Source organism: Prevotella bivia DSM 20514, from assembly GCF_000262545.1.
In the GTDB taxonomy this organism is placed as follows: domain Bacteria; phylum Bacteroidota; class Bacteroidia; order Bacteroidales; family Bacteroidaceae; genus Prevotella; species Prevotella bivia.
Genome location: NZ_JH660660.1, coordinates 1,074,975 through 1,096,891, shown reverse-complemented (window position 1 = coordinate 1,096,891; position 21,917 = coordinate 1,074,975). Strand labels below are relative to the sequence as shown.

The 21,917-nt window shown below is 38.3% G+C and carries 17 protein-coding genes and 5 tRNA genes; 1 reads left to right on the top strand and 21 read right to left on the bottom strand.

Going from position 1 to position 21,917, the window contains the following annotated elements; translation table 11 throughout:
• Positions 1-9 precede the first annotated feature (9 nt).
• The 21 genes from PREBIDRAFT_RS06935 to PREBIDRAFT_RS06835 form a co-directional block, all read right to left on the bottom strand.
• Positions 10-1,722 carry a leucine-rich repeat domain-containing protein gene (locus PREBIDRAFT_RS06935; protein WP_004339557.1) on the bottom strand — a complete coding sequence of 571 codons (1,713 nt, stop codon included), beginning with the start codon at positions 1,720-1,722 and terminating at the stop codon, positions 10-12.
• Positions 1,723-2,574: 852 nt separating this feature from the next.
• Entirely contained in the window at positions 2,575-2,904 is a 330-nt protein-coding gene (locus tag PREBIDRAFT_RS06930) for a DUF3467 domain-containing protein (RefSeq protein ID WP_004335850.1), read from the bottom strand.
• Positions 2,905-3,035: 131 nt separating this feature from the next.
• On the bottom strand, positions 3,036-7,409 hold the full coding sequence (gene rpoC / locus PREBIDRAFT_RS06925; RefSeq protein WP_004335852.1) for a DNA-directed RNA polymerase subunit beta': 4,374 nt from the start codon (positions 7,407-7,409) through the stop codon (positions 3,036-3,038).
• A gap of 26 nt (positions 7,410-7,435) precedes the next feature.
• Positions 7,436-11,245, bottom strand: a complete 3,810-nt coding sequence (rpoB, locus tag PREBIDRAFT_RS06920; RefSeq protein ID WP_004335854.1) for a DNA-directed RNA polymerase subunit beta — start codon at positions 11,243-11,245, stop codon at positions 7,436-7,438.
• 141 nt (positions 11,246-11,386) lie between these two features.
• The gene (rplL, locus tag PREBIDRAFT_RS06915) at positions 11,387-11,764 is read right to left on the bottom strand and encodes a 50S ribosomal protein L7/L12 (protein ID WP_004335855.1); all 378 of its coding nucleotides are present in this window, start codon (positions 11,762-11,764) and stop codon (positions 11,387-11,389) included.
• Between the two features lie 59 nt (positions 11,765-11,823).
• Positions 11,824-12,342, bottom strand: a complete 519-nt coding sequence (gene rplJ, locus PREBIDRAFT_RS06910) for a 50S ribosomal protein L10 (protein WP_004335857.1) — start codon at positions 12,340-12,342, stop codon at positions 11,824-11,826.
• An 18-nt stretch (positions 12,343-12,360) separates the two neighbouring features.
• Positions 12,361-13,053, bottom strand: coding sequence for a 50S ribosomal protein L1 (gene rplA, locus PREBIDRAFT_RS06905; protein WP_004335860.1), 693 nt, complete (start codon positions 13,051-13,053; stop codon positions 12,361-12,363).
• A 21-nt stretch (positions 13,054-13,074) separates the two neighbouring features.
• Positions 13,075-13,515, bottom strand: a complete 441-nt coding sequence (rplK, locus tag PREBIDRAFT_RS06900) for a 50S ribosomal protein L11 (protein WP_004335861.1) — start codon at positions 13,513-13,515, stop codon at positions 13,075-13,077.
• 59 nt (positions 13,516-13,574) lie between these two features.
• Positions 13,575-14,120 (bottom strand): transcription termination/antitermination protein NusG, encoded by a 546-nt coding sequence (nusG, locus tag PREBIDRAFT_RS06895; RefSeq protein WP_004335862.1) that lies wholly within the window; start codon positions 14,118-14,120, stop codon positions 13,575-13,577.
• Between the two features lie 13 nt (positions 14,121-14,133).
• Positions 14,134-14,325, bottom strand: coding sequence for a preprotein translocase subunit SecE (gene secE / locus PREBIDRAFT_RS06890; protein WP_004335863.1), 192 nt, complete (start codon positions 14,323-14,325; stop codon positions 14,134-14,136).
• A 16-nt stretch (positions 14,326-14,341) separates the two neighbouring features.
• A tRNA-Trp gene (locus PREBIDRAFT_RS06885) sits at positions 14,342-14,414 on the bottom strand.
• A 63-nt stretch (positions 14,415-14,477) separates the two neighbouring features.
• Complete coding sequence (gene tuf, locus PREBIDRAFT_RS06880) at positions 14,478-15,674, bottom strand: elongation factor Tu (protein ID WP_004335864.1); 1,197 nt, start codon at positions 15,672-15,674, stop codon at positions 14,478-14,480.
• Positions 15,675-15,742: 68 nt separating this feature from the next.
• Positions 15,743-15,814: transfer RNA gene (locus PREBIDRAFT_RS06875), tRNA-Thr, on the bottom strand.
• Between the two features lie 6 nt (positions 15,815-15,820).
• Positions 15,821-15,893 (bottom strand) — tRNA-Gly (locus PREBIDRAFT_RS06870).
• An 8-nt stretch (positions 15,894-15,901) separates the two neighbouring features.
• A tRNA-Tyr gene (locus PREBIDRAFT_RS06865) sits at positions 15,902-15,983 on the bottom strand.
• Between the two features lie 28 nt (positions 15,984-16,011).
• Positions 16,012-16,085 (bottom strand) — tRNA-Thr (locus tag PREBIDRAFT_RS06860).
• Between the two features lie 98 nt (positions 16,086-16,183).
• Positions 16,184-16,483, bottom strand: coding sequence for a ribosome hibernation-promoting factor, HPF/YfiA family (hpf, locus tag PREBIDRAFT_RS06855; protein WP_004335865.1), 300 nt, complete (start codon positions 16,481-16,483; stop codon positions 16,184-16,186).
• Between the two features lie 21 nt (positions 16,484-16,504).
• Positions 16,505-17,377, bottom strand: coding sequence for a tyrosine-type recombinase/integrase (locus tag PREBIDRAFT_RS06850; protein WP_004335866.1), 873 nt, complete (start codon positions 17,375-17,377; stop codon positions 16,505-16,507).
• Between the two features lie 79 nt (positions 17,378-17,456).
• Entirely contained in the window at positions 17,457-17,648 is a 192-nt protein-coding gene (rpsU, locus tag PREBIDRAFT_RS06845; RefSeq protein WP_004335867.1) for a 30S ribosomal protein S21, read from the bottom strand.
• 198 nt (positions 17,649-17,846) lie between these two features.
• Positions 17,847-18,626, bottom strand: coding sequence for a HincII family type II restriction endonuclease (locus PREBIDRAFT_RS06840; protein ID WP_004335868.1), 780 nt, complete (start codon positions 18,624-18,626; stop codon positions 17,847-17,849).
• Positions 18,623-20,167, bottom strand: a complete 1,545-nt coding sequence (locus PREBIDRAFT_RS06835) for an Eco57I restriction-modification methylase domain-containing protein (protein ID WP_004335869.1) — start codon at positions 20,165-20,167, stop codon at positions 18,623-18,625. Before PREBIDRAFT_RS06835 ends, PREBIDRAFT_RS06840 begins: the two co-directional genes overlap by 4 nt.
• 646 nt (positions 20,168-20,813) lie before the next feature.
• On the opposite strand from PREBIDRAFT_RS06835, the gene PREBIDRAFT_RS06830 reads away from it, so the two are divergent.
• A complete protein-coding gene (locus PREBIDRAFT_RS06830) occupies positions 20,814-21,800 on the top strand; it encodes a malate dehydrogenase (RefSeq protein WP_004335870.1) in 987 nt (328 codons plus the stop codon).
• The last annotated feature ends 117 nt before the right edge of the window (positions 21,801-21,917 follow it).

Sequence of the window (21,917 nt, the reverse complement as noted above, 5' to 3'; positions counted from 1 at the left end):
TTGTTTTTACTATTCTATAGTAAAAGGTTTAGACTTATAATCATTAACTGAATTATTTAAAATATCATTAAAGCTTTCAGAAGATAGCTTATAAGTACCAGCTTTGCTAAAAGTAAAGATACCATTATTATAAGTATAACCATCTGTAACAACATCTTCACCCAGTGTAACTTCAAAACTTAATTTCTTTCCCTTATTAGTAAAGAAACCATTAACCATACTATAATCTACCGTTTTATTATCTTTTACATTTACAGCAAAAGTTTGATAGCCAAGTTTTAAAGAAAGGCCATCAAAGCTCTCAATAGACTTAGCTATATTTACCATACCAATAGGATTTATAGCATTATATTCTGCCTCTAAAGTGCCTAAAGAAGGGTATACGGTGTTACCATCAAAGACAGAAGCCAAAGAGTTATTATTCACTCTTACCGATTCAAGGTCTGTAAGCCCATTTAAATTGATATTAGCAAAAGAAAGCGGATTGTTATGGTCAGCAACATCTTGTCCACGCTTATAACCATTTACATTAACTATCCATAGTTTTTTATATGGTGTCAAATCTACCTTCTGTAAGTTTTCATTACCTTGCAATGGAAGCTTTTCTGCAGCTGCAGATAAAGTAATATTATCAGTGGTAGTAAATTTATTATTAGTTAAGTCCAAATTCTTAACCTTTTTAAGCTCACCTATATTAAGAGCAGAGAAATTATTACCTTGAATGTCAAAAGTAATAAGTTCAGGTAAATTGCTCAATTTACAAGTGTTTTCAGACAGATTACAGTCGCTTAATATTAATTCTTTTAGCTTAGCACAGTCGGTTACTTCAGCCTTTGAAAGCCAGTTATCATGAAAAAGATTTACATTAGTTAGATTATCTAAACCGCTTATAACTAAATCTTTCGACTTACCTCCACTTAGTTTTTTTAGGTTTAACACTTCCAGTTTAGGATATGTTTCCTTAGTAAATGTAATATCGTTAAGTGATACTTCTTCCAAAGTTAATGATGTAATATCTTTATTACCAGATAACACCAATTCCTTCAAAGGCTTCTCAGGCTCTACCTTAAGTTCCTTTATACCCGTATTAACAACACCTACATACGATAATTTTGGATATTGATAATACAAGCTTATGTAAAACAAATCATCTGTATTGCTTTTAATTAACTTTGGAAAATTCTCTACATGAATAGAGTCAAGCTTTGGCAAATCGTGTATCTCTACCATAGTAAGATCGTTATTCGAAGCGTCTAAGCTCTTTCCATTTATAATAATCGTACGTAACAAAGGAACATTAGCTATACCAAACTTTCCTAATTGAGCACTCTTAATATCAATACGCTCTAAATGTTTGAAAGTCTCCTTATCATCTGTTAAAGTAAAATCTTTTAGACCTTTCTCCTTCCCCTCTGGACCTCTTAACTCCTTTACGATGTAAGTTTTCTGTACAGATTTTGGTATAGTATCCCAAACTATCTGCAAATGATCATACTTCCATTCAGAAGGATTATCAGAAGCAAAATCGGAAGAGATGTCGTTTTTTGCAGCTATTTTCCTAAGTAAAGCCACCTCTTCCTTTACACAATTATTAACAGAAGATGGCATAAGAACCACTTTTGTATTTGTAGTTGAAGGTAACTCGTCTTCACTACCACACGACTGAAATGACAACATTGCGAGTGATGTCATACAACCTAACAAGAATAAATTTTTCTTCATTTTTATTGCACTTTAATAATTATTTCTTTTAAATAAGGCACAAAAGTACAGCATTCTAAGAGCTCTAGCAATACTTAAAAAAGATGATTTGTAATAACAACGATAATCTAAGTAATAATAAAAAGACTTCTTTTTGTTGTTAATCTATAATTTTAAGGTCGTTTTACTTACAACTTGTAAATATACCTATAACGTATTAATACTTTTTAGGTATCTTTCAAGGGATAACCTTAGCATAACCCCAAAGCAAATAATATGGTTTCCATCCTCCTTTATTGCTAACTTTACTTGACACAGCTCTTATTAGGCTACTAATTTTTCTATCTCTTGCTGGCAATAATAAGGGTTATCACACCTTATCAGTCCAAGTATCGTTTGTGAATAAAGCATCAGAGGGAGATCAATAGCGGTTTGTTCTACAAACTGTCTAATATCTTTACCTAAATCAGTAGATTGTTATCGCAAAGCTTCTTGATAAACATAAGTAGCTTCTTCATATGAATACAGAAAGATGTAAAAAACATAAACCTCTTTTTTACAGTAAAACATCATCATATATCAAGTGGTAAAAGGTTATGCTTTGTCGTGAAAAGTCTAGTGTATTTATCCTAAAAACATAGCCAGTTTGCCTTTTTTTTAATTTATTTTTATTCCATTTTTAATTTATTTTTGCATCAAAAATAAATTATTTTTTCGAGCAACAAGTTAGCTTTATACTCACAAAATATTATAAATTAGTATTAAAAAGATAACTACTTGATGATAAAAAGATAAGGCATAAACGAAAAAAATAAAAGCGTAAGCATACATAAAACTGTACGCTTACGCTTTTATTCGATTACGCTCAAACAACTAAGACTGATGATGCTGTTCGAAAGGAGCTATAGTGCGAGGTCCTTCTAACTTAGCTTCGGGCAAATTGATCTTACCAAATTCTTGTTCATAACGTACGACATTCTCCTGCAAAGCCTGAATAAGACGTTTTGCATGCTCTGGAGCCATTAGCACACGACTTGTTACGGTAGCCTTTGGAAGTCCTGGGAGTAATGTTGCGAAATCGAGAACAAACTCTGAACTAGAATGAGAAATAATTTGGAAGTTACTATACACGCCACCAGCAACTACTGGATTAAGGTCGATTTGGAACTGCTGTCCTTCTTGGTTTTGATCTTTATTTTCCATCTTTAGTTATCTTATAATTATTAATATGACAAAGGTAACATTTTTGTGCTAAATAACAAGGAAGATAAACCAAAAAAGCGCGCTATCCAAAATGGACAACGCGCTTTAATTATTATTTAATGTGTAAAACCTTAATCATTAGTTACACCTTCATTTTCTTTTTCAGCAAAGTCAAGAACATTCTTCTTGTTTGCCTCCATACGCTCATGTTCTTCTTTAGAACCTACGATAATCTTCTGCCACTGACGAAGACCAGTACCTGCAGGGATTAAGTGTCCACAGATAACATTCTCCTTCATACCAAGCAATTGATCGCTCTTACCACGGATAGCAGCTTCGTTAAGCACCTTAGTTGTTTCTTGGAAGGAAGCTGCACTCATAAAGCTCTTAGTACCAAGTGATGCACGAGTGATACCTTGTAAGACCTGAGTAGCAGTAGCTTGCACAGCATCGCGTACCTGTATAGGTTTCATATCGCGGCGCTTCAAAGCAGAGTTCTCGTCACGCAACTTACGAGCAGAAAGGATCTGACCCTTGTAACAGTTCTCACTATCTCCTGGATCAGTAACGACTTTCTTTCCCCAAATACGATCGTTCTCCTCTGCAAAGTCGAGCTTATCTACAAGATCTTGCTCTAGGAAGGTAGTATCTCCTGGATCGTCAATGCGAACCTTACGCATCATCTGACGCACGATAATCTCAAAGTGCTTATCATTGATCTTCACACCCTGCAAACGATATACATCTTGTACTTCGTTTACAATGTATTCTTGAACAGCAGTAGGACCCATAATAGATAGGATGTCCGCAGGAGTAATGATACCATCAGAAAGAGGTGTACCTGCACGTACAGCATCGTGTTCCTGAACAAGGATTTGCTTAGACAAACTTACGAGGTACTTACGCTGTTCTCCGGTCTTAGAAGTAACAATGATTTCGCGGTTACCACGTTTTACTTTACCCATTGTAACCTCACCATCAATTTCAGAAACGACAGCAGGATTAGAAGGATTACGTGCTTCGAACAACTCAGTAACACGTGGAAGACCACCTGTAATATCACCTGCACCACCTACAGAACGAGGGATCTTAACAAGCGTTACACCTGTCTTTATTTCCTGACCCTCTTGAACTAGTTGTTCCAAGTGACCACCTACAGGAAGATTGTATGTTCCAAGAATATCCGCCGCAGCATAGTTCCCATCAGCTTCCTTCTTAGCCCCCTTCTTAACAACATCTAGTGTTGGAACACGTGTTTTATCACGTGAGTCGGTAATAATACGCTCTGTAAGACCAGTAGCATCATCAGTCTCTGCCTTATAAGTAAGACCTTCTACTACATCGTGTAAGTGAAGAATACCTGCATATTCAGAAACGATAACCGCATTGAAAGGATCCCACTTACAGATAATATCGCCCTTCTTAACCTTATCACCATTCTTGAAGTATAGAGAGCTACCATAAGGTACGTTATCATTCAACAAGACAATACCAGTATTAGGATCGACGAAGCGGACTTCAGCCAAACGGCTCACTACCATCTCACATTTCTTCTCATCATCATCAACAAAAGGTACGGTACGAAGTTCGTCAAATTCGATCTTAGCATCGTTCTTAGCGGTTATAGTTGCATTAGCTGCTGCGTTAGATGCAATACCTCCAGCGTGGAAAGTACGAAGTGTAAGCTGAGTACCAGGCTCACCAATAGCTTGAGCAGCGATAACACCTACAGCTTCACCCAACTGCACCATACGAGCAGATGCAAGGTTACGTCCATAACACTTCTTACATACCCCCTTCTTACTTTCGCAAGTAAGCACTGAACGAATTTCAACCATCTCGATAGGAGAAGCTTCAATTAACTTCACCTTAGGCTCTGTAATTTCCTCACCTGCAGCAACAATCACCTCACCTGTTGTAGGATTGATAACATCGTGTACAGACACGCGACCAAGGATTCTCTCTCCAAGAGAAGCAATAATTTCATCTCCACTCTTCAAAGCGCGACACTCAAGACCACGTAGTGAACCACAATCGTCCTCTGTGATAATAACATCGTGAGAAACGTCAACCAAACGGCGTGTCAAATAACCAGCATCAGCTGTTTTCATAGCGGTATCAGCAAGACCCTTACGAGCACCGTGAGAAGAAATAAAGTACTCAAGCACTGACATACCCTCTTTAAAGTTAGAGATGATAGGATTTTCAATAATCTGAGCACCTTCAGCACCTGCCTTTTGAGGTTTAGCCATCAAGCCACGCATACCAGCAAGCTGAGCAATCTGATCGGCAGAACCACGAGCACCAGAGTCAAGCATCATATACACAGCATTGAAACCTTGATCGGCTTCAGTCATGTGCTTCATAACGCTTTGCTTCAAATTATTATTTACGTGAGTCCACGCATCAATAACTTGATTATAACGTTCCTTATCGGTAATGAAACCCATTTCATAGTTAGCCTTCACTTGGTCTACTTCCTCCTGACCCTTACCAACGATATTTACCTTCTCTTCTGGAACAATAATATCATCAAGGTTAAATGAAAGACCTGCAACGTATGCCATACGATAACCAAGGTTCTTAATACCATCCAAGAATTCGCAAGCGCGAGCCATACCTACAGCTTTAATAACATCGGCGATCAAACCACGAAGTGATTTCTTTGAAATGATGCCATTGAAGAAGCCAATCTCTGTTGGGATCAACTCATTAACAATAACACGACCTACAGAAGTTTCTACCATACGCTTCTGAATCTGACCATCTACCAAGTCATCAACGATTACCTTCACTTTAGCATGTAGCTCGCAACGCTTTTCATTGTAAGCAATAACAGCCTCTTCAGGTCCGTAGAACGTCAAGCCTTCTCCCTTTACCCCTGCACGCAACTTAGTAATGTAGTACAAACCAAGTACCATATCCTGAGAAGGAACGGTAATAGGAGCACCATTAGCAGGGTTCAAGATATTATGGCTTTGAAGCATCAAGACTTGTGTTTCCAAGATAGCCTCATTGCTCAATGGAAGGTGAACAGCCATCTGGTCGCCATCGAAGTCGGCATTGAACGCAGTACAAGCTAATGGGTGAAGCTGAATAGCTTTACCTTCTATCAACTTAGGTTGGAAAGCCTGGATACCCAAACGGTGCAATGTTGGGGCACGGTTTAACATCACAGGATGACCTTTCATCACATTCTCTAAGATATCCCAGATAACTGGTTCGCGACGATCAACAATCTTCTTAGCACTCTTTACAGTCTTAACAATGCCACGCTCTATTAACTTACGAATGATAAATGGCTTGTAAAGCTCTGCAGCCATCAACTTAGGAAGACCACACTCACCCATCTTCAATTCTGGACCTACAACGATAACAGAACGAGCAGAGTAATCGACACGTTTTCCAAGAAGGTTCTGACGGAAACGTCCTTGCTTTCCTTTCAAAGAGTCAGAAAGTGATTTCAAAGGACGGTTGCTCTCACTCTTAACAGCAGACGACTTACGGCTGTTATCGAATAAAGAGTCGACAGCTTCTTGAAGCATACGCTTTTCATTACGTAAAATAACTTCAGGTGCATGGATCTCTATCAATCGCTTCAAACGATTGTTACGAATAATAACACGACGGTAAAGATCGTTTAAATCGGATGTTGCAAAGCGACCACCATCCAATGGAACCAATGGACGCAACTCTGGAGGAGTTACAGGTACGATCTTCATGATCATCCACTCTGGCTGGTTAATACCAACAGACTGACGGAAGCCTTCTACCACCTGCAGACGCTTCAAAGCTTCAGTCTTACGTTGCTGACTAGAGTCTGTAGTAGCACGGTCGCGTAGTTCTCCTGCAAGACGATCAAGATCTATATTCTTTAATAAATCATAAACTGCCTCTGCACCCATCTTAGCGATAAATTTCTTAGGATCAGCATCATCCAAATGCTCATTTCCCTCAGGCAACTTATTATCAAGAATGTTTAGATATTCTTCTTCAGAAAGAAGATCAAACTTATGTGAACCGTTCAAATCTTCGTCTGTATCGCCAGCTTTCATACCTTCTACAACACCTGGCTGAATAACAACGTAACGCTCATAGTAGATAATTGAATCTAGCTTCTTTGTAGGTAAGCCAAGTAGGTAACCTATCTTGTTAGGAAGGCTACGGAAGTACCAAATATGAGCTACAGGTACTACAAGTTCGATGTGTCCAGCACGCTCACGGCGCACCTTCTTTTCTGTTACTTCAACACCACAACGATCGCAGACAATACCTTTATAACGGATTCTCTTATATTTACCGCAGGCACATTCATAATCCTTAGTAGGACCAAAAATACGCTCGCAGAACAAGCCATCACGTTCAGGCTTGTAAGTGCGGTAGTTGATAGTTTCTGGTTTAGTAACCTCACCGAAAGAATTCTCAAGAATTTCCTCTGGTGAAGCCAAACCTATAGTAATCTTATTAAAATTACTCTTTACTTTATTATCTTTTTTAAAAGCCATGTTTACTTTTATTTGGGGTGTTCAATTTAATCAAGTTTGATACTCAAGCCAAGACCGCGAAGCTCGTGCAACAATACGTTGAGAGATTCTGGAATACCTGGTGTTGGCATTGGTTCGCCCTTAACAATAGCTTCATAAGCCTTAGAACGTCCAACAACATCGTCAGACTTAACTGTCAAGATTTCCTGTAGGACATGTGATGCACCAAATGCTTCAATGGCCCAGACTTCCATTTCTCCGAAACGCTGACCACCAAATTGTGCTTTACCTCCAAGAGGCTGTTGCGTAATCAAAGAGTAAGGACCGATGCTACGTGCATGCATCTTATCTTCTACCATGTGCCCCAACTTCAAGAAGTATGTAATACCTACTGTAGCTGGCTGATCAAAACGTTCACCAGTTTCACCGTCATAAATGTGAGTTGAACATAGGTTTGGAAGTCCTGCTTTATCAGTCCATTCTTTCAAATCTTCTAGCTTAGCACCATCGAAGATAGGAGTAGCAAACTTAACACCTAACTTACGACCTGCGGCACCAAGGATGGCCTCAAAAATCTGCCCAAGGTTCATACGGGAAGGCACACCCATAGGGTTCAATACCAAGTCTACAGGACGACCATCCTCAAGGAATGGCATATCCTCTGTACGAACAACCTTAGAAACAATACCCTTGTTACCATGACGACCTGCAAGCTTATCACCTACTTGGATCTTACGCTTCTTAGCAATATATACCTTAGCCATTTGAATCACACCTGAAGGAAGTTCATCGCCAATCGTAATAGCAAACTTACGACGCTTTAACTCAGCATCCATCTGTTTGTATTTACGAATGAAATTCATAATTAACTTCTGGATCAATGAGTTGGTATGATCATCATCTGTCCAGCCATTAGACTGTACACCCTCATAATCTAGGTTTTTCAAAGCTGCAACAGTAAACTTGCTACCCTTTGTGATAATCTCGGCATCAGAATAATCCTTCACTCCCTGTGATTCCTTACCTTCTGTAAGTTCCATCAACTTATCGACAAGGATATCTTTCAAGTCGTTAATCTTTGCCTCCTGCTCATCATCCAAACGCTGTAGCACAGCCTTGTCTTGACGTTTACTTTCGCGAGTTTTTATAGCACGGCTAAATAACTTCTTATCAATAACAACACCACTCAACGATGGATTTGCTTTCAATGAAGAATCCTTAACATCACCAGCTTTATCACCGAAAATAGCACGAAGCAACTTCTCTTCTGGAGAAGGATCACTCTCCCCCTTAGGTGAAATTTTACCAATCATAATATCGCCAGGTTCTACACGAGCACCTACACGGATAATACCATTATCATCAAGATCCTTTGTAGCTTCTTCGCTAACATTTGGAATATCAGCAGTAAACTCTTCTACACCACGCTTAGTCTCACGAACTTCAAGAGAGTATTCGTCAACGTGGACAGATGTTAGAACATCTTCACGTACCATACGCTCAGAAATAACCACTGCGTCCTCATAATTATAACCCTTCCAAGGCATATAAGCAACAAGGAGATTACGCCCAAGAGCTAGCTCGCCATTTTCTGTAGCATAGCCTTCTGTCAATATATCATTCTTCTTTACTCGCTGCCCCTTCTCGCAGATAGGACGAAGATCTATAACCATGTTTTGGTTAGTACGGCGGAATTTAGGAATACGATATTCCTTCAAAGCTGGTTCAAAGCTTACGAACTCATCATCTTCCGTACGATCGTAAAGAATACGAATAGTTGTAGCATCTACATATTCTATTACGCCTTCACCTTCAGCCATAATCATTGTACGTGAGTCTTCACATACCTGCTTTTCCAAACCTGTACCTACAATAGGAGCATCGTTATGAAGCAATGGCACAGCCTGACGCATCATATTACATCCCATCAATGCACGGTGACCGTCATCGTGTTCCAAGAAAGGAATCAAACCTGCAGACACAGAAGCAATCTGTTGAGGAGAAACATCCATCAACTTAACATTAGAAGGAGGTACTACTGGGTAGTCAGCATCCTGACGACACTTTACGGTAGTACGAATAAAGGTACCATCAGCATTCAAAGGAGCATTACCCTGTCCGATAATCTTCTCTTCTTCTTCCTCTGCTGTTAGGAACACAACATCTTTATTATCCATATCTACCTTAGCGTCACGAACCTGACGATAAGGAGTAATGATGAAACCAAGATCATTGATCTTAGCATACATACATAGAGATGATATCAAACCAATATTAGGACCTTCAGGCGACTCAATAGGACACAAACGACCATAGTGAGTATAGTGAACATCACGCACCTCAAAACCTGCACGCTCACGCGACAAACCACCAGGACCAAGCGCAGACAAACGACGCTTATGAGTAACCTCTGCCAATGGGTTTGTCTGATCCATAAACTGGCTCAAAGGGTTAGTTCCAAAGAATGAATTGATAACACTAGAAATAGTCTTAGCGTTAATCAAATCAGTTGGGCGGAACACTTCACTATCACGGACATTCATACGTTCGCGAATAGTACGACTCATACGTGCCAAACCAATAGAGAACTGATTAGCCAATTGCTCACCTACTGTACGAACACGACGGTTAGACAAGTGGTCAATATCATCAACGGTAGCATTAGAGTTTATCAAGTTAATGAGATACTTAACAATCTCTATAATATCTTCCTTAGTAAGAACACGAACTTCAGAATCTGTATCAAGACCTAACTTCTTGTTGATACGATAACGCCCAACTTCCCCTAAGTCATATCTCTTATCAGAGAAGAACAAATTCTGGAATACTTCACGTGCACTTGCATCATCAGCAGCATCGGCATTACGAAGCTGACGATAAATATAATTTACAGCTTCTATTTCAGAGTGGCTAGGATCCTTTGCTAAAGTATTGAAGATAATAGAATACTTATTAGCAGCATCCTCGTCCTTATGCAATAAGATAGTAGGAACAGAACTTTCCAAAATTACATCAACATTCTCATCTGTAACCAAAGTTTCACGCTCTACTACAACCTCATTACGCTCAATAGATACCACCTCACCAGTATCTTCATCAACAAAGTCCTCTGTCCAAGTCTTCATCACGTTACCAGCAATTCTTCTGCCGATAGCAGCTTTCATATTCTTCTTATTCACCTTTACTTCTTCGCAAAGATCAAAGATTTGAAGAATATCCTTATCACTTTCAAAGCCTATTGCACGCAACATCGTTGTTACAGGCAACTTTTTCTTACGATCAATGTAAGCATACATAACATTATTAATGTCTGTAGCAAACTCTATCCAAGAACCTTTGAAAGGAATAATACGAGCACTGTACAATACAGAACCGTTAGCATGAACACCCTGACCAAAGAAAACTCCCGGAGAACGATGTAACTGCGAAACAACAACACGCTCGGCACCATTAATAACAAAAGTACCATTGCTAGTCATATAAGGAATTGTTCCTAAAAAAACATCATCTGTTACTGTAGCGAAATCCTCGTGATCAGGATCGGTACAATACAACTTCATCTTAGCCTTCAAAGGAACACTATATGTTAATCCACGCTCTAAACACTCATCAATAGAGTAACGAGGTGGGTCAACGAAATAATCCAAGAACTCAAGAACAAAGTTATTACGAGTGTCGGTTATAGGGAAATTCTCTGTGAATACCTTATATAAACCGTCGTTCTTGCGTTCTTCAGGCGGTGTATCAAGCTGTAAGAAATCACTGAAAGATTTCAGCTGTACATCAAGAAAATCCGGATATGGATACGGATTCTTAACGCTTGCGAAATTTACTCTGGGTTTATTTTCTAATGCCATAAATTAAATGATAATAATCGAATGAATACAACCTTATTAAGAAAGGAAAAACACCCAATAAAAAGTCTTAAAGACATAAAAAGGTTAGGACTCACCTACTTGGTAAATCCTAACCTTGTAATTTTACGAGTTAATTGAAGCTTACTTCAACTCTACCTTAGCACCTTCTGCTTCGATAGCCTTCTTCAAGTTTTCAGCTTCATCCTTAGACATACCTTCCTTCAATGTAGAAGGTGCACCGTCAACTAGATCCTTAGCTTCCTTCAAACCAAGACCACAAGCTTCCTTAACAGCCTTAACAACCTTTAGCTTGTTTGCACCAGCGTCAGCAAGAACTACATCGAAAGATGTTTTTTCTTCTGCACCAGCAGCTGCGCCAGCAGCAGCAGGACCAGCAACAGCAACAGCTGCAGCTGCAGGTTCGATACCATACTCGTCCTTTAGGACAGTTGCCAACTCGTTTACTTCCTTAACAGTAAGATTTACTAATTCTTCTGCAATAGCTTTAATATCTGCCATTTTATTCTAACTTTTTAATTTTGTTCTAAAAATAAATATATCTTTGACTTTATTAGATTTTATTCAGCGCGTTCGCCTAAAGTCTTAAGCACACCATGAATAGTGTTCGCACCAGATTGAAGGGAAGAAATCACGTTCTTTGCAGGAGACTGTAGCAAAGCAACAACATCTGCAATAAGCTCATTCTTACTCTTGAGAGCCGCAAGTTCAGCTAGCTTATCTGCACCTATGAAAATAGATTCTTCAGCGTATGCTGCCTTCAAAGCAGGAATACTTTCTTTAGAATACTCTTTCAATAGCTTAGCAGGAACATTTGCTGTGTTTGAAAACATAACAGCAGTGTTACCAACTAGTGAACTATATAATGGTTCAAAATCTACATCTGAAGCCTCGAAAGCCTTATGAAGAAGGGTATTCTTAACAACAACCATCTTTATTTCGCTCTTGAAGCATTTACGACGGAGAGAGCTTGTAGCCTCTGCATTCAACCCAGTTACATCAACTAGATAGAAATGTGGATAGCTCTTAATTGTCTCACCGAGTTCAGTGATAATAGTATCTTTTACTTCTTTTTTCATCTTACCAAACTTTTAGAGTTATTCAGCTGATTTAGGATCAATCTTTATACCCTTACTCATTGTGCTAGAAATAAAGATACTCTTGATATATGTACCTTTAGCAGCAGCAGGCTTCAACTTGATAACTGTAGAAATAAATTCCTTTGCGTTACCTAAGATGTGTTCAGCAGGCATACTTACCTTACCGATTGATGTGTGGATAATACCAGCCTTATCAACCTTGAAATCAATCTTACCTTGCTTAACATCCTTTACTGCCTTAGCAACGTCCATTGTTACGGTACCACTCTTTGGGTTAGGCATAAGACCACGAGGACCGAGAATACGACCCAAAGGACCTAACTTACCCATACAAGATGGCATAGTAATAATAACATCTATATCAGTCCAACCGCCTTTGATCTTCTCAACATATTCGTCAAGACCTACATAATCAGCACCAGCTTCTTTAGCAGCAGCTTCCTGATCAGGTGTACATAGACAGAGAACACGGGTAACCTTACCTGTACCATTTGGAAGTGACACTACGCCACGAACCATTTGGTTAGCTTTACGAGGATCGACACCGAGACGTACATCGATATCAACTGAAGCATCAAACTTAGTAGTAGTAATATCTTTTACTAGCTGAGATGCCTCTGCCAATGTGTATGCTTTCCCTGTTTCAACCTTCTCAGCTACTGATTTCTGATTTTTTGTCAGTTTACTCATTTTTACTTCTGAAGTTTAAAATTATTCACCAGGGAAATCCCCTTTTACTGTAATACCCATACTACGAGCTGTACCAGCGATCAAACGCATTGCACTTTCAACAGTGAAGCAGTTTAAATCAGGCATCTTATCTTCAGCGATAGCCTTAATCTGATCCCAAGTAACAGTAGCTACTTTCTTTCGATTAGGCTCACCAGAACCACTCTTGATCTTTGCAGCGTCCATAAGCTGAACAGCAGCAGGAGGAGTCTTGATGATAAAGCTGAAAGACTTATCGTTGTAATAAGTAATTACTACTGGAAGTACTTTACCAGCCTTGTCCTGGGTACGGGCATTAAATTCCTTACAGAAGCCCATAATGTTAATACCCTTAGAACCAAGAGCAGGACCAACTGGGGGTGAAGGATTTGCAGCACCGCCTTTAATCTGTAGTTTGATTAAACCAGCAACTTCTTTAGCCATTTCCTTTGTTAATATTAAAAATTATACTATAAAAGACAGAATCGTATTCGTAACAACACTTATTCTTCTTTTGAAACTTGCATAAAACTCAATTCGAGTGGATTTTGTCTACCGAAAATCATTACCATAACCTTTAACTTGTGCTTCTCGGTATTTATCTCTTCGATAACACCGTGAAAACCAGCAAAAGGTCCTTCAATAACCTTAACCGACTCACCCACACTATATGGCACATCTTGCATACCGTTAACCTCTGTTTCTTCTACATTACCCAGCAAACGATTAATGTCAGCTTGGCGTATTGGAGAAGGCTCTGAAGTACCACCTAAAAATCCTAAAACATTAGGCATAAATCGGAGCGTTGAAGCAATATCAGGGGTCATATTGGCTTGAACAAGCACATAACCAGGAAGACTCAACTTCTCTTTAATTACGCGCTTACCATTACGCAAAGAGGCATGTTTTTCCATAGGTAGTAACACCTCAAAAACACGCTCAGCCAACTTCGTATTCAATCGTAATTGAGCATCGATATATTCTTTTACCTTTGCCTCCTTACCACTTATAGCACGAAGTACATACCATTTCTTTTCTGTATCAGCCATTTTCCCTAATATATTAACTTGGATATACAAAATTCATCACATGCTGGAATACGAAATCCATAATGAACACTACAACGGCAATGACAAGGGAAGCAGTTAAAACAACCATTGCACGATGTGTTAGTTCGGCACGAGATGGCCAAGTAGTTTTATGCGCAAGTTCTTCATAACAAGCCTTGCAATATTTAACTAACTTATTAAACATAAATTATATCTTTTAGCACGGGCTGCAGGGATCGAACCCACGACCTACGGTTTTGGAGACCGTCGCTCTACCAGCTGAGCTAAGCCCGTAAATAAGTTCCCCACCCCGAAGAGTCGGGAACTTGTATTATTGTAAGTTTAGATATTTCTAAATTACTTTACATCTTCTAGAATAGAAGTAATCTGACCAGAACCTACAGTACGACCACCCTCACGGATAGCGAAACGAAGACCTTCGTTCAAAGCAACCTTGTAAATCAATTCAACCTCGATTTCAACGTTATCACCAGGCATAACCATTTCTACACCCTCTGGCAACTTGATTTCACCAGTACAGTCCATTGTACGTAGATAGAACTGTGGACGATACTTGTTACCGAATGGAGTATGACGACCACCCTCTTCCTTCTTCAACACGTAGATAGAAGCCTTGAAATGATCGTGAGGAGTAATAGCACCTGGGTGTACAACTACCATACCACGCTTAACTTCTGCCTTATCAATACCACGAAGCAAAAGACCAACGTTATCACCAGCTTCACCTTCGCTCAAGTTCTTACGGAACATTTCAACACCAGTGATAACTGACTTCTTGTCTTCACCAAGACCTAGCAACTGTACTTCGTCACCTACTTTACACTTACCTGTCTCGATACGACCAGTAGCAACTGTACCACGACCAGTGATAGAGAATACATCCTCAACAGGCATCAAGAAAGGTTTATCAACCTCACGCTCTGGCTGCTGGATCCATGTATCAACAGTATCCATCAACTCCATTACAGAGTTTACCCACTTTTCAACACCGTTCAAAGCACCAAGTGCAGAACCACGAATGATTGGAGTATCCTCTTCATAACCATATTGCTCAAGGATCTCACGAACCTCCATTTCAACAAGGTCAAGCATTTCTTCATCGTCAACCATGTCGCACTTATTCAAGAAAACAACCAAGCGAGGTACGTTTACCTGACGAGCCAACAACACGTGTTCACGAGTCTGTGGCATAGGACCATCAGTAGCAGCTACAACAAGGATAGAACCGTCCATCTGAGCAGCACCAGTAACCATGTTCTTTACGTAGTCTGCGTGACCAGGACAGTCAACGTGAGCGTAGTGACGGTTTGCTGTTTCGTACTCAATGTGAGCTGAGTTAATAGTAATACCACGCTCTTTCTCCTCAGGTGCGTTGTCGATCTGATCGAAAGACTTGATATCACCAGAACCGAAACCCTTTTCATGAAGAGTCTTAGAGATAGCAGCAGTAAGAGTTGTCTTACCGTGGTCTACGTGACCAATAGTACCAATATTTACGTGCGGTTTGGTACGTACGAATTCTTCTTTAGCCATAGCTTATTTTTTATTTAATATTAAATTAATAATCAAAATTTAAGCCTACACTATTTAGTATAATGTAGAGCTGTAACTGAGAGTTGAACTCAGGACCTCTTCCTTACCAAGGAAGTGCTCTACCACTGAGCTATTACAGCAATAAGAGCGGAAAACGGGGCTCAAACCCGCGACCCCCAGCTTGGAAGGCTAGTGCTCTATCAACTGAGCTATTTCCGCATTGAGAGTGGGTAGTGATGGATTCGAACCACCGAAGCTAGAAGCAGCAGATTTACAGTCTGCCCCATTTGGCCACTCTGGAAACTACCCTTACTCTTTTTGTTTTCCTTTTCAGGAGAGCCTCTTGTCGGATTCGAACCAACGACCCCGAGATTACAAATCACGTGCTCTGGCCAACTGAGCTAAAGAGGCTTGATTGCAGCCGTCATACGGCTTACAGTCCTACTTGTCGTAAAACGGCTGCAAAGATAACGCTTATTTTTTAATCCTCAAAATTTTTAGGATAAAAATTAACGATTACGCTGTTTTTCTTTATATTTTGCGAGTTGTACCTTTACCGCATCTAAGCACGCATCTACACTTTCTTCAAATGTATCGCTCGTTTTTTCAACAAACAGTGCTGTTCCTGGAACATCTACTGTTATACTTGCTGTCTTATTTAATGCTGTAGCTGGTTTCTCGACTTTTAATTGCACCTCTACTTTCTGAATATCTTCGTAAGTTTTTTCTAACTTTTCAACCTTTTTATTTACAAAGGCTTGCAATTTTTCGGTAGCATCGAAATGAATCGACTTAATCAAAATCTCCATAGTGACCTCCATTTTTAAGGGTTAAGCCCTAGGATGGGCATTCTTATAAATTCGTTTTAATTGTTCAAAGGTGGTATGAGTATAAATCTCTGTTGTAGAGAGCGACTCATGTCCTAACAACTTTCGAACACTTTCCAATCCAGCATTATGATTTAACATTGCTGTGGCAAAACTATGACGTAAAACGTGAGGGGTACGTTTCTTCAAGGTCGACACTTTCGAAAGATTTTTCTTAACGAGATCTCTCACCTGATAATCATTTACCCTTTCTCCCTTTTCTGTAGTAAAGAAAGCCTCTTCGCCTGCTATTGCTTTTCTCTTACCAAGATAAGCCTTCAAACTACTCTCTAGCTCCTCACCAAAAGGAATTACACGCTGCTTGTTTCGTTTGCCTGTAACTTTTACGCTACTAGTATGAAAATCCACACTATTGAGATTAAGTCCTACTATCTCCCCCAATCGCATCCCAGTTTCATATAACACAACGATCAACGTACGTGCTAAAAGATCTTGATACGTATCTGCCCACATCTCATCTTGCAAGAGCTGATCCAACTCAGACTCCTTAACAAATTGTGGTAGGGACTTTGGTTTTTTCGGACCCTGAATTCCATATACGGGATCTTTCTCAACAAAACCATGCTTGAGTGAATAACGATATAAACTTCTCAGCGCACTCAATCTTCTGTTTACAGAAGCTGCGGCGGCTTTATTGTCCATCATAAATTCTACCCAATTGCGAACAATATCCGAATCTATACTTTCCCAAGAAAGTGTTTCATCAAAGTTCTTATAAAATCGTTCAAATCCTTTTAAATCATCACGATAATTATCTATCGTTTTTAAGGAATATCCCTTTTCTAGCCGTAAATAATCTAAGAACCTATCTACCATTCGCGTGTCATCATTACCATTTATTGGCAACTAATTTACGGAGATTATATGAAATCACCAAAAAATTAACAGAGTTTTTTTATTCCTCTGCATCGCGAAGACGCTGCACGTAAACGGCACGTTCCATCTTCAAGCGCTTCTTAACAGAAGGTTTGTCAAACTGCTGACGAGAGCGTAACTCCTTTACAACACCTGTTTTTTCAAACTTTCTCTTAAACTTCTTTAGCGCTCTTTCGATGTTCTCGCCATCTTTTACTGGTACAATAATCATGTTCTTTTGTTTTAATTATTTATTTGTTAAACAATACTTTAGGCACACTATATGCCATTAGTGGCTGCAAAATTACAGCTAATTTTCCTAACTAGCAAAGTTTTAGGACTTTTTTATTTAAGAAGTAAATGAGCATCTTCAAAAACTAAATCTTTCCAACTTCAAAGTAATCTTCGCTTTGATATGACTTACAAATTGTTATTGAATATACTTTATAAAAGGCTTAATAAACTTTTCTCTCATATTACTTATCCGCATATTAGCACTTGCTACAAAATGCTTTATGTATAGATAGCACCATTCCTTTTTTGTTCCTATAAAAGTTTGATCTACTTCATTAACATGAAATTGGATCTGCATAGCAGCAGCCCAATTTATATATAACGAGTTTGGATCAACCTTAAATAAGTTTGCATGATAAGCATTTACACATTCAAGATAATCATGCTTACTTTGCTCACACCAATCAATTTGAATATAATCTATATTGACAGTCAAATAATCATCATTATCTATCATATAAGCACACATTTGTGCTAATTTGAACGCAGATATAATATTGGGGGGTTGAGCATTTTTATTAACATTACGCGTCTTAACATCTATAATATTATAAAAACCATCTTTAATGTAAAGAATATCAGCAGTATCATTTTGTTTTTCTTCAAACAGATTATTTTCTGACCATTTTTTTGTTGCAGCATCACTTCTGCTTAACAGAAAGAAAGCTGTAGGAGAATCAAAAAGTTTATGCTTTTGCTCAATGGTGATAGATCGAGTATTTCGAAGAAATAAATCGTTTAAAAATTCATGCTGCTTAAAAATCTCGCATAGATAAGTCTTTTTAAGAATACGATATGTCTCTTTTTCAAAAGGTTCCCCTGCTGCATGCCCAGACAACGTGCCGTTCTCTATCCGATTAGGACGAGGAACTCTTTTCCCTTTAAGCTGCCTTATGAGTGCTGAATAATTTATCATCGCAATAATAGTTTGTTTATATTAAATCTAACATTCTTTAAATGATTAGCATCTAAATCCTGAAGATATGCTTTCACCTCTTCTGTAATTTTATGATGCAAATCCACTTCCTCCTTATTCTCCCACCTAATAGGTCTATATGGAATACTGGCAATAGGTGCTTCCGAAAATTCAATAATGGCACCTTTCACAATACCATTTAGATTAAGCCAATCAAAAATAATATTGGAATTTAAATACGCAAGAAGATAATACAAAGACTCTTTGCAACATTCTTTAGGAACAAGAGCCGTAACATCTTGCAGCGGATATACACCTTCAGGGGCAAAACAGAAACGGAAATGCTTTTTTTTCGATATTCTTTCTTTACATGGAACAAATATCTTATCTTGTTTCCTTTCAAACAACTTTTGATTTCGCAAAAAAACAAATTCCCAAAAAGGAATATCCCGATGATAATTATATCTTGAATATAATTTATCAATATGCCTTTCTAACTGTGTATAAAAATGTGGATATTCTATCCTAAGCAATTCCTTATTTATTTTTTCATCTTGCATAAACAAGTAATAAGATTCCTTTTTTGCGCTATAAGCCTCTATATCCTTAGCTTTATATACTCTTATAAGATGCCTTCTTTCTTTCTCATTAAGATCATCAATATTTGAAACAAGAAATGCTTTATCTGCGCCTGAAACCATACCATTACCTATATCGCAAATATCACCTATCCGATAAAGTTCTTTATCAAAAAAAGACTTTGAAGGCCTTGTACAAACCTCCTCAAACGATTTAAGCCTACTCTGTGTTTCTTCTGTTGCCAGCAACCATCTTTCATATTGACGGAATTGAGGAATAATCTGCTTGTTAAAACACTTTTTTGATAAGAGTTCATCCTCTTTAGGTTTCCCTATTTTGTTATATGTGTAAAAGTCTATTGTTTTTTTCAGACTATTGGATTTTATATATTTAAAAATAACAAATGAAGCTGTTACCTTATCAAAAAGAGGAGCTTCCTTGAAATGATAAATTTCACAAATGTAACCATGCTGACACATATAGTTCCGCAAAGTATCTGAATGAGTAGTACTCATCCAATATTCAGTACAAATAAAAATTAATTCACCATTATCGTTTAGTTGCTCTATGCTTTTAAGAATAAACAGAAACAAATAATCACAAAGATTATTAAAGTATTTATTCCATAAAGGATTAGCTGTCAATTCATTCTTTAACTCTTGCTCCAAATTTTTCCATCTAATATACGGAGGATTTCCTATCACCACATCGAACTTTTCATCTAATGGAGAAGATACGAAACTTTCATATTTAATAAAATCATATTCACTTATAAGACTTTTATCGATTTCATAAGCAGATAAACTGCAAAATCCATATCTTTGAAGATATTTCAAAAACACGCCTTCCCCACAAGACGGTTCTAAAACCTTAGCACCTTTGTCCTTACCTATCAAATTTACCATAAAAGAAGCTATCTCATCTATAGTAAAATATTGACCATACTTATTCTTTTCTGACATACCTAAGCGTTTATTGGGTATATTTTTTTTAACCCTTATATACCTTCAACAATTGTTAATTCTTTCTCTATAAATAAATGCCATGTTTTGTTCACAAAGATACAAAAATTACATTAACATTGCAACACACCCATATTAAAAAGATATTTTCTAGTTGGCAAAGTCGTTCGGCATACTACTGAGACTATAATTAAAATTCGGACTATGCCTAATTAAACAATATAATATTGTGATAAGTTTAAGATAATACTTGCTAAGCCCGTTGGCGGAATTAAAATAATAGATAAATTTATATGAAAGAAAAGTTGTACATACAAGAATTTATTTGTAACATTATCGGTAAAATCAGTGCCTTTACCGCAATGCAATATTTAAATCACATTAATAATAAACCCATTGAAAGAGTCAAGTATACACTGGCTTAATTTCGCCAATGGGTTATTTTAAAAAGATGTAGCTTATTCTATCAAAACAGAAATAAAACGTTTCCTTATGAAATTGCAAACCCCACTTATCAACCTTGTATGTTTTACATAAAATAACACATAGTAAAAGCCTATATCTTTTGTGCTTCTTCTTTTTTTTTATTACTTTTGTGGGAAAGTTATCCAAGATAATAAATACAAACTTATAATATAAACGACGTATGAATTATTTAACTAACGACAAACTTGTTATCGTAGGTGCTGGTGGTATGATCGGCTCAAACATGGTTCAGAGTGTACTCACTCTAGGTCTAACTCCTAATGTATGTCTTTACGACATTTACGAGCCAGGTGTACATGGTGTTTACGATGAAATATGTCAATGTGCCTTTGAAGGTGCTAACCTATGCTACACAACAGATCCTGAAAAGGCTTTCACAGATGCTAAGTATATCATTTCTTCAGGTGGTGCTCCACGTAAAGATGGTATGACACGTGAAGATCTTTTGAAGGGTAACTGCCAAATCGCAGCCGATTTCGGTGATAACATCAAGAAGTATTGCCCTAACGTTGAACACGTTGTTGTTATCTTCAATCCTGCTGATGTTACTGCGCTTACAACATTGATTCACTCAGGTTTGAAGCCAAACCAGTTGACATCACTTGCAGCACTTGACTCTACACGTCTTCAGCAGGCTCTAGCAGACGAGTTTGGTGTTCAGCAAGATAAGGTTGTTGGTGCTCACACATACGGCGGTCACGGTGAGCAGATGGCTGTTTTTGCTTCTAAGGTTAGCATTGATGGCAAGCCATTGTCTGAAATGGGTCTTTCTGAAGAGAAGTGGGCTGCTATTAAGCTCCGCACTACACAGGGTGGCTCTAATATCATTAAGCTTCGTGGTCGTAGCTCGTTCCAGAGCCCAGCTTACTGCGCTGTTAAGATGATCCAAGCTGCTATGGGTGGCGATAAGTTCACATTGCCTGCTGGTTGCTATGTTAACAACGAGAAGTTCAAGAATGTTATGATGGCTATGCCTACAACTATCGACAAGACTGGTGTTCACTTTGCAGAGCCTACAGGTACTCCTGAGGAGCTAGCTGCTCTTGAAGCTTCTTACGAGCATTTGTGCAAGATGCGCGAAGAAATCATAGAGTTAGGTATCGTTCCTGCTGTTGACCAGTGGAAAGAAATGAACCCAAACTTGTAAGATAAGGTTTTTGCTCGCATCTCTATCCGTATAGAGGAAGAAGAGATGCGGCTTTGAGGAAAATAAAAAGGTGTAATTCGCTCTATGTGAATTACACCTTTTCGTTATATGATAACG